This window comes from Cognatilysobacter xinjiangensis, assembly GCF_014651995.1.
Taxonomy (GTDB): Bacteria; Pseudomonadota; Gammaproteobacteria; order Xanthomonadales; family Xanthomonadaceae; genus Cognatilysobacter; species Cognatilysobacter xinjiangensis.
On sequence record NZ_BMXY01000001.1, the window covers coordinates 213572 to 226728 of the forward strand.

Below are 13157 nucleotides of genomic sequence, written 5' to 3' on the forward strand. Positions count from 1 at the left end.
CACACGCGCCCAGCGGCGACAATAGGCGGCTTCGCCCGTCGCGACGGCTCGCGGCGGGCGCCTCCTTCCTCCTTCGAAGAGACCGCCCATGGCCATCCTCCGCATGTCCGACCTCGACCTCGCCGGCAAGCGCGTGCTGATCCGCGAGGATCTGAACGTGCCGATCAGCGAGGGCCGCATCACCTCCGAGCAGCGCATCCGCGCGGCGCTGCCGACCCTCCGCATGGCGCTGGAGAAGGGCGCGGCGGTGATGGTGATGTCGCACCTGGGCCGCCCGAAGGAAGGCGTGTTCAGCGAGGACGACTCGCTCGCGCCGGTCGCCGCGCGCGTCTCCGAACTGCTCGGCGTCGACGTGCCGCTGGTGCGTGATTGGGTCGCGGGCTTGGACGTCAAGCCCGGCCAGGTGGTGATGCTCGAGAACTGCCGCATGAACGTCGGCGAGGGCAAGGACGACGAGGCGCTGTCGAAGGCCTATGCCGGCCTCTGCGACGTCTTCGTCATGGACGCCTTCGGCACCGCGCATCGCGCGCAGGCCTCCACGCACGGCGTCATCCGCCAGGCGAAAGTCGCCTGCGGCGGCCCGCTGCTGATGGCGGAACTCGACGCGCTCGCAAAGGCGCTCGAACATCCCGCGCGCCCGCTGCTCGCGATCGTCGCCGGCTCGAAGGTGTCGACCAAGCTGGAACTGCTGGGCAACCTCGTTTCGCGCGTCGACCAGCTGATCGTCGGCGGCGGCATCGCCAACACGTTCATCGCGGCCATGGGGCATGGCGTCGGCAAGTCGCTGGTCGAACGTGATCTCGTCGACACCGCGAAGCGGATCATCGAGCAGGCGAAGGCGCGCGGCGCCGAGATCCCGATGCCCGTGGACGTCGTCGTCGCGCCGGAGTTCAAAGCCGATGCGCCGGCGACGGTGAAGGCGGTCGACGCCGTGGGCGAGGACGACATGATCCTCGACATCGGCCCGCAGACTGCCGCGCATTACGCGGAAATCGTGAAAAACGCCGGCACCGTGGTGTGGAACGGCCCGGTCGGCGTGTTCGAGTTCGACGCGTTCGGCAAGGGCACCGAGGCGCTGGCGCGCGCCATCGCATCGAGCAATGCGTTCTCCATCGCGGGCGGTGGCGACACGCTGGCGGCGGTGGACAAGTACGGCATCGCCGGCGACGTCGGCTACATCTCCACCGGTGGCGGCGCCTTCCTCGAGTTCCTCGAAGGCAAGACGCTGCCGGCGGTCGCCGCGCTCGCCGAACGCGCCGCCTGATGGCGACGCTGTTCTTCGATCTCGACGGCACGCTGATCGACTCGGCCGTCGGGATCACGCGCTGCGTCGCGCATGCCTTCGAGCAGATGGGCGAGCCCGTGCCGGACGAGGCGACGCTGCGCACCTGGATCGGCCCCTCGCTGCGCGTCAGCTTCGCGCCGATCCTCAAGGACGATGCGCGCGTCGAGCAGGCGGTGGGGCACTACCTCCACCGCTTCGAGCACCACGGCTGGCTCGAGCGCGAGGTCTATCCCGGCATCGCGGACGTGATCGAGTCCCTGCATGCGGCGGGGCATCGCCTCGCCGTGGTCACCGCGAAGAACGAGCCGCATGCGCGCAAGATCATCGCAACGCTGCCGTTCGGCCATCGCTTCGTCGAGATCGTCGGCGCGACCGTCGACGGGCGCATCAGCCACAAGCCGCAGCTCATCGCCGAAGCGCTGCGTCGCCTCGGTGCGGAACCCGCGGAGTGCACGATGATCGGCGACCGCCGCATGGACATGGAGGGTGCCGTGCACCACGGGATGCGCGGCATCGGCGTGCTCTGGGGCTTCGGCTCGGAGGATGAACTCCGTACCGCCGGTGCATCGGCGCTGGCGGCCGCGCCGGCCGATCTGCAGCGGCTGCTGGCCTGAGGCCGTACCGCGGCGCACGCCGTCGCGGCCATGCTAGGTTCCGGCTTCGCACAGGAGCCCGCGCTGCATGACCCAGGTGACACGCCGTACCAAGATCCTTGCCACGCTCGGCCCCGCCACCGACGCGCCGGGCGTGCTCGATTCGCTGCTGAAGGCGGGCGTGGACTGCGTCCGGCTGAACTTCTCGCACGGCGATCCGTCGGCCCAGGTCGCGCGCGCCGAGGCGTTGCGCGAGGCGGCACGCCGCGCGGGCCGGGAGGTGGCGATCCTCGCCGACCTGCCGGGCCCGAAGATCCGCATCGAGAAGTTCGAGAACGATCGCGTCGAGCTGAAGCGGGGCGACCGCTTCGACCTGGTCGCGCGCGAGGACGCGCCGGCCGGCAACGAACGCGAGGTCGGCGTGAGCTACCTCGGCCTGCCGGGCGACGTCACGGCCGGCGACGTGCTGCTGCTCGACGACGGCATGATGCAGCTCGAGGTGGAGCGCGTGGAGGGCGAGCGCATCGTCTGCACCGTGCTCAACGACGGCGCCTTGTCCAACCGCAAAGGCCTGAACAAGCAAGGCGGCGGCCTATCGCTGGGTGCATTGACGCCGAAGGACGAGGAGCTCATCCGCGTCGCCGCCGGCATCGGCGTCGACTTCATCGCGGTGTCGTTCTGCCGCAACGCACAGGACATGCACGACGCGCGACGCATCGCGGTGGAAGCCGGCAGCCATGCGGCGCTGGTGTCGAAGATCGAGCGCACCGAGGCGATCGAGAACCTGACCGAGATCGTCGAAGCCAGCGACGTGGTGATGGTGGCGCGCGGCGACCTCGGCGTCGAGATCGGCGATGCCGAGCTTCCGGGCCTGCAGAAGAAGATCATCCGCGAGGCCTTGAGCCGCAATCGCATTGTGATCACCGCGACGCAGATGCTGCAGTCGATGGTCGACAGCCCGATCCCGACGCGCGCCGAAGTGCTCGACGTCGCCAACTCGGTGATCGACGGTACCGACGCCGTGATGCTGTCGCAGGAGACCGCCGCCGGTAAGTACCCGCTCAAGGCGGTCGAGGCGATGGCGCGCATCTGCCTCGGCGCCGAGCGGCAGTTCACGCACGACACCGACTTCGAGGCCGCGCCGCGCAACCTCGATCGGGCCGACCAGGCGATCGCGATGGCGGCCATGTTCCTGTCCGAGCACATCGGTGTGCGTGCGATCGTCGCTATCACCGAATCGGGCGGCACGCCGCGTTTCCTTTCGCGCTTCCGTTCGCCGGCTCAGGTGATCGCGTTGTCGAGCGACGAGGCCGCGCGCCGCCGCATGGCGCTGATGCGCGACGTTACTGCGCTGTCGTTCGAGAGCGCCGGCATGAGCGCGGGCGTCGCTGCACGCGGCGCGGCACGCATGCTGTTCGAGCAGGGCCTGCTCGAGGAGGGCGACCGCATCATCTTCACGAGCGGCGAGATCATGCACCAGCACGGCGCGACCAATACGCTGCGGCTGCTGCAGATCGGCCCCGGCGGCGCGGCCGAGGGCCTCGGCGAGCTCTAGTTGTGGCCCCTCGGTGGGCGGGCGTAGAGTCGGGCCATCGCCACGGGAGAGCGTCATGGATCGCATCCGCTCGCTGTGCAGTCTCGTCGCGCTCGCCGTCGGCATGGCCGGCGCGGCGCAGGCGCAGGAAGTGTCGCCGGCCCCGCGCATGATCGGGCCGGAGGAGCTCCCGACCTACTGGACCGTCGCCGCGCAGGCGCCGGTGCCCTATCCGGCCGACCTCGCCTCGCGTGATGTGACCGGCTGCGTGACGCTGGCCTACCTGATCGAGCCCGACGGAACGACGTCCGAGTTCCGCACGCTCGATGCCGCGGCCAGCAGCCGCTCGCCGCTGGCCAAGCGCCAGGCCATCGAGGCCTTCGCGCGTGCCGCCGCGGCCGCGGCCTCGACGTGGCGTTACGCGCCGGTTGGCGAAGCACGCCGCACGCTCACCGCGAGCATCGTCGAGTTCGGTGTCGAGGGCTCCGCGGCCGCGGGGCAATGCGGCACGGGCGACGTCGCGCGTGCGCTGCGCAATGGCGTTGAATGGGACGAGGTATTGAAGGGCCTGTACGAGGCGCGCTGGCGCCTCAATACCAATCGCATCGAGCGCCGCACGCGCTGAAAGCTGTTTCGCCGGGCGACATACTGGCGTCGCGGTGAAGTCGGCGTAAGTGCCTGTTTGAAAAAAGATCGCAGGCGCGGGCGGCTATAATGGCGGACTTTCCCCAGCCGCTCGAAGGACCCCATGAGCATCGAACAGCTTGCCGAAACCGCCCAGGCGATGGTCGCCCCGGGCAAGGGCATCATCGCGATCGACGAGTCCACCACCACCATCGCCAAGCGCTTCGCGGGCGTTGGCATCGAGAACACCGAGGAGAACCGCCGCGCGTACCGCGAGCTGCTGCTCACGACGCCGAACCTCGGCCAGTACATCTCGGGCGCGATCCTGTTCGACGAGACGCTGCGCCAGAGCACCAAGGACGGCACGCGCTTCGCCGACCTGATGCAGGCCAACGGCATCATCCCGGGCATCAAGGTCGACAAGGGCCCGCAGCCGCTGGCCGGTTTCCCGGGCGAGGTGGTGACCGAGGGTCTCGACGGCCTGCGCGCGCGCCTGGAGGAGTACTACAAGCTCGGCGCCCGCTTCGCCAAGTGGCGCGCGGTGATCAACATCGGCGACGACATCCCGACCGGCAGTGCGATCGAGGCCAACAGCCATGCGCTGGCCCGCTACGCCGCGCTCTGCCAGGAGCAGGGCCTGGTGCCGATGGTCGAGCCGGAGGTGATCATGGACGGCGGCCACGACATCGACACCTGCTACGAGGTGACCGAGGTCGTGTTGCGCTCGCTGTTCGGCTCGCTGTACGAGTTCAACGTGATGCTCGAGGGCACCATCCTGAAGGCCTCGATGGTCATCCACGGCACCGAGAGCGCCGAGAAGGCCTCGCGCGAGGAAGTGGCGGCGGCGACGCTGCGCTGCCTCAAGTCGACCGTGCCGGCCACGCTGCCGGGCATCGTGTTCCTGTCGGGCGGCCAGTCGGACGAGGACGCCACCGCGCACCTCGACGCCATGAACAAGGCCGGCCCGCACCCGTGGCCGCTGTCGTTCTCCTATGGCCGTGCCATGCAGCAGGCCGCGCTCAAGCTCTGGGCGCAGGACATGCAGGGCAACTACGGCAAGGCGCAGGAAACCGTGTTCGCGCGTGCGCGCGACAACGGCCTCGCCGCACTGGGCCAGTGGCAGGGCTGATCGGCCTGCCATGACCGTCGAAGACGCCGGCCTCGCGCCGGCGTTTTCGTTTCCGCCGGTCGCGCCGGTTGACGCCGTGCCTGCAACGCTGAGGTCCGATCCCGGTCACGCGGGGTGGTACCGATGACACGGGCCATCACGGACGAGGCCGATAGAATCCGCGGTTCCCCTGTAGTCCGGATGTCCATGCGACCGTATCTCGTGCTCGCGACCCTCGCCGCCGCCTTGGCATTGGCCGGCTGCGGCAAGAAGCAGGATGCCGCCCCGCAGGGCGGGGGCGGTGACCGGCCGATCCCCGTCACCCTGCAGGCCGTCCGCCCGCAACCCTTCGTCGACACCCTGCAGGCGCTGGGTACCGTGCGTGCGCGTGAATCGGTGACGGTGACCGCGAGCGTCTCCGAAAAGGTCCAGGCCGTGCATTTCGATAGCGGCGACAGCGTGCGCGCCGGCGCGCCGCTGGTCACGCTGGTGGGCGATGCCCAGCAGGCGCAGTTGCGCGAAGCGCAGGCCGCCGCGGGCGAGGCCGAGAGCCTCTATCGCCGCCAGAGCGAGCTCGCCGGCCAGCAACTGATCGCGCGATCGCAACTGGAGACGCAACGCGCCACGCGCGATGCCGCCAACGCACGCGTCGCCCAGGTGCGCGCGCAGCTGGCCGAGCGCGTGATCCGCGCGCCGTTCGCCGGCGTGCTCGGCATCCGCCAGGTCAGCCCCGGCTCGCTGGTCACGCCGGGCACGGTGGTGACCACGTTGGACGATATCTCCACCGTCTTCGTCGACTTCCCCGTGCCCGAAACCCAGCTCGCGCTGATCGCCGCGGGCCAGCGCCTCGCCGGCACCGCCGCGGCCTATCCGGGACGGCGCTTCGAGGGCATGGTCGACACCGTCGATGCACGCATCGACACCGCCACGCGCGCGCTCACCGTGCGCGGCCGGTTTCCGAACGCCGAGCGCCTGCTGAAGCCCGGCATGCTGCTGCAGGTCGAGATCGCCCGCGCCGAGCGCCCGGCGCTGCTCGTGCCGGAGATCGCGGTGGTGCAGGTGGGCACCGAGTCCTACGTGTACCGCGTGCGCGACGGCAAGGCCGAGCGCGCCGACGTGAAGCTGGGCGCGCGCGCCGGCGGCCAGGTCGAGATCGCCTCGGGCATCGCCGCGGGCGACGTGATCGTGGTCGACGGCACCGGCAAGCTGCGTCCGGGCGCGAAGGTCGTCGACGCCGCGAAGTCGCAGGGCGGCGACAACAACTCCGCGACCGCCGGCTGATGACGGCGGCCGAGGCCGCCGTCCGCCTCCTCGCGGCGACGCCCACGGAGCGGGCGACCCGTCCCAGTAGTCCGTGCCTCCGGGCGCCGCGCCGGAATCCGATGCGATGAACCTCTCCGAGCTTTCCATCCGCCGCCCCGTATTCGCCACCGTGATGAGCCTGCTGCTCATCACCTTGGGCGTGATGGCCTTCAGCCGCCTTACCCTGCGCGAACTGCCTGCGATCGATCCGCCCATCGTCTCGGTGAGCGTCACCTATCCGGGCGCGTCGGCCAGCGTGGTGGAGACGCGCATCACGCAGGTGCTGGAGGACGCGCTCTCGGGCATCGAGGGCGTGGAGACGATCGAGTCGCGCAGCGTCAACGGGCGAGCGTCGATCAGCATCGAGTTCACCCTGTCGCGCGACATCGAAGCCGCCGCCAACGACGTGCGCGACGCGATCAGCCGCGTCGTCGACCGCATGCCCGACGAGGCCGACGCGCCCGAGATCGCGAAGGTCGAGAGCGATTCCGACCCGATCATCTGGCTCAACATGAGCTCGACCGCGATGGACACGCTGCAGCTGTCCGACTACGCGGAGCGCTACATCGTCGACCGCCTCGCGTCGCTGGAAGGCGTGGCGCAGGTGCGCATCGGCGGCCAGCAGCGCTATGCCATGCGCGTCTGGCTCGATCGCGACGCGATGGCCGCGCGCGGCATCACCGTCGGCGACATCGAGGGCGTGATGCGCGCCGAGAACGTCGAGTTGCCGGCCGGCCGCATCGAATCGGAGACGCGCGACTTCACCCTGCGCGTGGCCCGCGGCTACCAGAAGCCCCAGGACTTCGCGCAGATGCCGGTGAAGAAGGGCGCCGACGGCTACGTCGTGCGCCTGGGCGACGTGGCGCGCGTGGAACTCACCACCGCCGAGCGGCGCGCGTACTACCGCAGCAACGGCGAGAACAACATCGGCCTGGGCATCGTGAAGACGTCCACGGCCAACAGCCTCGACGTGGCCCGCGCGGCGCGCGAAGCGATCGAGGACATCCGCCCGTCGCTGCCGGCCGGCACCGACATGTTCGTCGCATTCGATACCACCACGTTCATCGACGCCGCGGTCGAGCGCGTCTACCACACGCTGGTCGAGGCGATCGTGCTGGTCCTGGTGGTGATCTGGCTGTTCCTCGGCAGCTTCCGCGCCGCGCTGATCCCGGCGGTGACAGTGCCGGTCTGCCTGGTGGCCGCGTTCATCCCGCTGTACGCCTTCGGCTACTCCATCAACCTGCTGACGCTGCTCGCGCTGGTGCTCTGCATCGGCCTGGTGGTCGACGACGCGATCGTGGTGCTGGAGAACATCCAGCGCCGTGCGGACCTCGGCGAGCCGCGTCTCGTCGCGGCCTCGCGCGGCACCAAGCAGGTGGCGTTCGCGGTCATCGCCACCACCGCGGTGCTGGTGTCGGTATTCCTGCCGATCGGCTTCATGCAGGGCAATACCGGTCGCCTGTTCCGCGAGCTGTCGGTGGCGCTCGCCGGCGCCGTCGCGCTCTCGGCCTTCGTCGCGCTGACGCTCACGCCGATGATGTCGTCGAAGCTGGTGCGTCCGCACAGCGAGGAAAAATCCAACCCGGTCACGCGCTGGGTGAACACGCGGCTGGAGTCGGTGAGCGGCCGCTACCGGCGCTTCCTCGACCGCAGCGTCGAACGCCCGTGGATCTTCGGCGCGCTGATGCTGGCGGCGCTGGTCGCAAGCTTCCTGCTGTTCAAGGCGGTGCCGTCGGAACTCGCGCCCGCGGAGGACCGCGGCTCGTTCCAGGTGAGCATCACCGGCCCCGAGGGCGCGGGTTTCGATTACACCGTCGGCCAGGTCAAGCAGGTCGAGCAGATCATCGCGGCGCGCACCGGGCCGGACAAGGAGATCGCGCGCTACAACCCGCGCGTGCCCGGCGGCTTCGGTGCCAGCGAGGAGATGCACACCGGCCGCATCGCGGTGTTCCTGCAGGACTGGGACAAGCGCGATCGCAGCACCGCGGACGTCGCCGACAGCCTGAAGAAGGACTTCGCGAAGCTGCCCGGCGTGCGTGCGGCGGCGCAGGTGGGCGGCGGCCTCGTCCGTTCGCGCGGCCAGCCGATCAACATCGTGCTGGGCGGGCCGGACTACGCCGAGCTGGTGAAGTGGCGCGATGCGCTGCAGGCGCGCATGGAGCAGAACCCGGGCTTCTTCGGCGTCGATTCCGACTACAAGGAAACGCGCCCGCAGATGCGCGTCGAGATCGACCGCGCGCGCGCCTCGGACCTCGGCGTGAGCGTCACCGAGATCGGCCATGCGCTGGAGACGATGATGGGCAGCCGTCGCGTCACCACGTTCGTGCAGAACGGCGAGGAATACGACGTGATCATGCAGGCCGACCGCGCCACGCGCGCCTCACCGGCCGACCTGCAGGCGATCCAGGTGCGCGCGGCGGACGGCTCGCTGGTGCCGCTGTCGAACCTGGTCACGCTGCGCGAGATCGCAGAGCCCGGCAGCCTCAACCGCTTCAACCGCCTGCGTGCGATCACCCTCAGCGCCGGCCTGACGCCCGGCTATCGCATGGGCGACGCGATCAGCTTCCTCGAGAACACCGTGCGCGAGGAACTGCCGGACCAGGCGCAGATCGACTGGAAGGGCGAATCGCGCGAGTTCCAGCAGGCCGGCGGCGCCGTGGTGCTGACCTTCGCGCTCGCGTTGCTGGTGGTGTTCCTGGTGCTGGCCGCGCAGTTCGAGAGCTTCGTGCACCCGCTGGTGATCATGCTGACGGTGCCGCTGGGCGTGCTCGGTGCCCTGCTGGGCATCTGGATGACCGGCGGCACGCTGAATCTCTTCAGCCAGATCGGCATCGTGATGCTGGTGGGCCTGGCGGCGAAGAACGGCATCCTGATCGTCGAGTTCGCCAACCAGCTTCGCGACGAGGGCCGCTCGATCCACCAGGCCATCGTCGAGAGCTCGGCCGTGCGCCTGCGCCCGATCCTGATGACCTCGATCGCCACCGTCGTCGGCGCGGTGCCGCTGGTGCTTGCCGGCGGCCCGGGCTCGGCGAGCCGCGCGGCGATCGGCGTGGTGGTCATCTTCGGCGTGTCGTTCTCGACGCTGCTGTCGCTGTTCATCGTGCCGGCGTTCTACGTGCTGCTGGCGAAGTACACGCGCTCGCCGGAGGCGGTGTCGCAGGAGCTCGAGGCGCTGGAAGCGTCGACGCCGCAGGCCGGCGGACACGCGTAGCCGAATGTGGCCGCGTCGCTCCGGCGGCGCGGCCACGCGCCGCGTGCGCCGCTTCGACGACAATGCGCGTCGAATCCCCACGCGATGCCCGCCATGAACCGACCTCCGTCTCCCTATGGCCGTGGCCCGCGCACGCCGCGACCGGATGCCGCGCCGGCGGCCGAGGCCCGCGACGAGCTGCGCGTGTACGGGCTGAACGCGATCCGGGCGGTGTTCGCGCGTCGTCCGGAAGCCATCCGCAAGGTCTACCTCGCCGAGGCGCGCATTCCGGCGCTGCAGCCGTTGCTGAAGTGGTGCGTCGCCCATCGCGTCGGCTACCGCGTGGTGGAGGAGGGCGACCTGCAGAAGCTCGCGTCGAGCTCGCACCACGAAGGCGTGGTGGCGGACGTGCTGCGCGAGCCGCCGATGCCGCTGTCGACTTGGCTTCGCGACCTGCCCGCGGGCCCGCAGTGCGCGCTGTGGCTCGACGGCGTGGGTAATCCGCACAACTTCGGCGCGATCCTGCGCTCGGCCGCGCACTTCGGCGTCGGCGCGATCCTGCTGCCGAAGGAAGCGACGCTGACCCTTTCGGGCGCGGCAGCACGCGTGGCCGAAGGCGGCGCCGAAGCCGTGCCGCTGGTGCGGCTGGGACGCGCGGACAATTCCATCGCGCAGTTGCACGGCGCCGGTTTCCGCCTGGCCGCGACGCTCGTCGAGGGCGGCGACGACCTCTTCGAGGCCGAGCTGCCGCCGCGACTGGTCTACGTGATGGGTGCCGAAGGCGGCGGCATGGATCGCACGTTCGCCCAGAACCTGGACCTGCGTCTGTCGATCCCGGGCAGCGGCGCCGTCGAAAGCCTCAACGTGGCCTCGGCGACGGCGGTGCTCCTCGCGGAATGGCGCCGACGCGCGCGCTCAGCCCTGTAGCAGGCCGCTGCGGGCGTCGCCGTCCTCGGGCAGCGGCAACACCACATCGATGCGCGTACGGCCCGGGCGGCTATCGATGGTCAGCTCGCCACCGACGAGGCGAGCGCGTTCGCGCATCGTGATCAATCCCAGCCCCGCGCGATGGCCGGCCGCGATGCCGCAGCCGTCGTCCTCGATGCGCAGCCGCAGGTCGGTGTCGTCGCAGCGCAGGTGCAGGGCGACGCGGCCGGCGCGCGCGTGGCGCAGCACGTTGGTCAGCGCTTCCTGCGCGATGCGGAAGCAGGCCAGCTCGATGTCGCGCGGTGGGCGGCAGTCCAGCGGGGGAATGTCGAGTTCGATGCGCGGCAGGTCGCCGCGGAACAGCGCGCCGGCCTGCCAGCGCAGCGCGGCTTCCAGGCCCAGCGCGTCGAGCTGCGGTGGACGCAGCAGCAGCGAGAGGTCCCGCAGCTTTGCGACCGTCTGGTCGGCGACGGTGGCGATTTCCTGCGCCATTTCCAGCACCACCGCCTGACGCATCGGCTCCGGACCTTCGGCGAGCGAGGTCGCGCAGAGCTTGATGGCGGTGATCGCCTGGCCGATGTCGTCGTGCAGCTCGCGCGAGATGGCGGCGCGTTCGTCCTCCTGCACCGTCATCAGGCGGCGCGCGAGCGTCTGCAGCTCGGCGCGCTGCGCTTCGACGCGTGCGGCGAGGTCGTTATCGGCTTCGCGAATGAGAAGAAGCCGCTGCCGACCGCCGAGCTCGCGTGCGCAGACCTGTATGTCGATGCGCGTATCCCCACGCCCCAGCGTCGCCTCGTGATCGCCCGACGGGCCATGCAGCAGTGTGCGGCTGGCGCCGCGCTCGCCGAACCAGGCGGACGGATCCGCGTCGTGCATGTCCGTGTCGTGCAGGCCCAGCAGCGCCTGTGCGGGTGCGTTGGCGACACGCACGCGGCCGTCGACGAGCAGAACGGCGGCCTGCGGCAGCGCCGCGATCAGGTCGACGGGCAGCGCGGCATCCGCGCCGCCACGCGTATCGAACGCACGCCGCATGGACGAGGCGGCGAGCGTGGCCGCGGCGAGCACGCCGACCGTCACGGCCGCGGCGGCACGTGCGGGCAGGTGCAGGGCATAGGGCAGGCCCAGCGCGATCAGCAGCACCGGCGCGAGCATCAGTGCGGCCTGGCGGCGCGGGCCGCCCGGAGACTCGGGGGCGTCCGTCGGCATCGGTGAAGTGTGCCATGCGTCGCGGTTTTAGCGCGCGCAAGAAAAAAGGGGCCGCGCACCTCGCGGTGGCGGCCCCGGCTCGGGTCGTGCGGACGGCGGTCAGAACAGCTCGATGCCGCCGGCCTCCATCGACTGCTGCATCACCGGCTTGTGCGGCGGACGCTCCCACTCGCCGCGCATGGTGGCGATGCGCTGTGCGATCTGGCCGAGCGCGCGCTGCACTTCGGCGTCATGGTGCGGCCGGTGCAGCAGTTCCTGCAGCGCGACGGCCTCGCGGTTGATTGCCGACAGGCGGTCGAGGTGCACGTTCGCCGCGCCCAGCGCCTGCGTCGCGATGTCCTCGAACTGCAGCGAGCGCACCGCCTCGGAGACCGAGCCGTCGATGGCACGGCCGCAGTCGGAGATGTCGCGCATGCCGGTCGACAGCGAGCGGTTGATGACTTCGACGCGGTCGAGCATCGCGGCGGCTTCGCCGCGCGCCGAGCGGGCGCGGTCCATGTCGCGCGAAGCCATGTTGGTGACGGTTTCGCGCACCTTGTGAATCGCGTCCTTGGAGCTGTAGGCCAGCTTGCGGATCTGCTCGTTGAACGCGGTGCTGCGCTCGGAGAGGTTGCGCACCTCGTCGGCGACGACCGCGAAGCCGCGGCCCGCCTCGCCGGCGCGCGCCGCCTCGATCGCGGCATTGAGCGCGAGCAGGTTGGTCTGGTCGGCGATCGACTTGACGTCCTCGAGCAGCGCGAAGATGCCGTCGAGGTGCTCGGCCATGGCGTCGATGTGCGTGACCGTGTGGCTGCTCTGGCCGGACACGGCCTCGAGCGCCTCGACGAGCTGCTCCATCTGCTGGCTGGCCTGCTGCGCGAAGCGCTGCACGTCCACGCCGCCGCCGTTGTCGCCGGTGCGGTCGACGATGCGCGCCACGATCTGGCTCTGCTCGCGCGACTTGCGGTTCACCGCCTCGAAGCTCGTGCCGAGCTTGGCGACGGCCTCGCGGATCAGGTCCTTGGTGCGGTCGAGCTCGTTCTTCGAACCGCCGATCTCGGCGGTGACGAAAGTGCGCAGTTCCTCGAGGACGCGCGTCTGCTCGCGCACCATCGAGACCTGCTTGCCGCCCGAATGGCTGACCGACCAGGCGAAGGCGAGCCAGGCGGCGGTCATGGCGACGAGCGCACCCCATGTCACCGCGGTCGGCCAGTCCAGCCCGACGGCGAGCATGACGAGGAAGGTGAGCGCTACCGGCGCTGCGATTCGGATTAGTACGCGGGAGTCCATCGCGGCTCTCTGGAAGAGGGTCATGGGCGATAACGGCCGTCGCGAGGGGGGCTTTAGTGGCGGCGGTCGCGGTTTCGCATCGCGGGCCGTGTTTTCGCGCGTGTTTTTCGCGTCGGGCA

At 70.3% G+C, this 13157-nt stretch carries 10 protein-coding genes; 8 read left to right on the forward strand and 2 right to left on the reverse strand.

The features are described 5' to 3' along the window. The first annotated feature begins 88 nt into the window (after positions 1-88). The 8 genes from IE066_RS00955 to IE066_RS00990 all read left to right on the forward strand — a co-directional run bounded on the left by IE066_RS00955 (position 89) and on the right by IE066_RS00990 (position 10563). A complete protein-coding gene (locus IE066_RS00955; RefSeq protein ID WP_189446463.1) occupies positions 89-1264 on the forward strand; it encodes a phosphoglycerate kinase in 1176 nt (391 codons plus the stop codon). Next, on the forward strand, positions 1264-1899 hold the full coding sequence (locus IE066_RS00960; RefSeq protein WP_189446464.1) for an HAD hydrolase-like protein: 636 nt from the start codon (positions 1264-1266) through the stop codon (positions 1897-1899). The genes IE066_RS00955 and IE066_RS00960 overlap by 1 nt, the downstream gene beginning before the upstream one ends. Positions 1900-1966: 67 nt before the next feature. Next, a complete protein-coding gene (gene pyk, locus IE066_RS00965; protein ID WP_189446465.1) occupies positions 1967-3433 on the forward strand; it encodes a pyruvate kinase in 1467 nt (488 codons plus the stop codon). Between the two features lie 55 nt (positions 3434-3488). Further along, entirely contained in the window at positions 3489-4037 is a 549-nt protein-coding gene (locus IE066_RS00970; protein WP_189446466.1) for an energy transducer TonB, read from the forward strand. A gap of 123 nt (positions 4038-4160) precedes the next feature. Then, positions 4161-5165 carry a class I fructose-bisphosphate aldolase gene (locus IE066_RS00975; RefSeq protein ID WP_189446467.1) on the forward strand — a complete coding sequence of 335 codons (1005 nt, stop codon included), beginning with the start codon at positions 4161-4163 and terminating at the stop codon, positions 5163-5165. Between the two features lie 186 nt (positions 5166-5351). Next, positions 5352-6425, forward strand: a complete 1074-nt coding sequence (locus IE066_RS00980; RefSeq protein WP_229790615.1) for an efflux RND transporter periplasmic adaptor subunit — start codon at positions 5352-5354, stop codon at positions 6423-6425. Positions 6426-6531: 106 nt separating this feature from the next. After that, positions 6532-9657 carry an efflux RND transporter permease subunit gene (locus tag IE066_RS00985; protein WP_189446469.1) on the forward strand — a complete coding sequence of 1042 codons (3126 nt, stop codon included), beginning with the start codon at positions 6532-6534 and terminating at the stop codon, positions 9655-9657. An 84-nt stretch (positions 9658-9741) separates the two neighbouring features. Then, positions 9742-10563 (forward strand): TrmH family RNA methyltransferase, encoded by an 822-nt coding sequence (locus tag IE066_RS00990; protein ID WP_189446470.1) that lies wholly within the window; start codon positions 9742-9744, stop codon positions 10561-10563. On the opposite strand, the gene IE066_RS00995 is transcribed toward IE066_RS00990, so the two are convergent. Further along, positions 10552-11769, reverse strand: a complete 1218-nt coding sequence (locus IE066_RS00995; protein WP_189446471.1) for an ATP-binding protein — start codon at positions 11767-11769, stop codon at positions 10552-10554. The two genes, IE066_RS00990 and IE066_RS00995, sit on opposite strands and share 12 nt — an antisense overlap. Before the next feature lie 99 nt (positions 11770-11868). Continuing rightward, positions 11869-13038, reverse strand: coding sequence for a methyl-accepting chemotaxis protein (locus tag IE066_RS01000; protein WP_189448696.1), 1170 nt, complete (start codon positions 13036-13038; stop codon positions 11869-11871). Between the last annotated feature and the right edge of the window lie 119 nt (positions 13039-13157).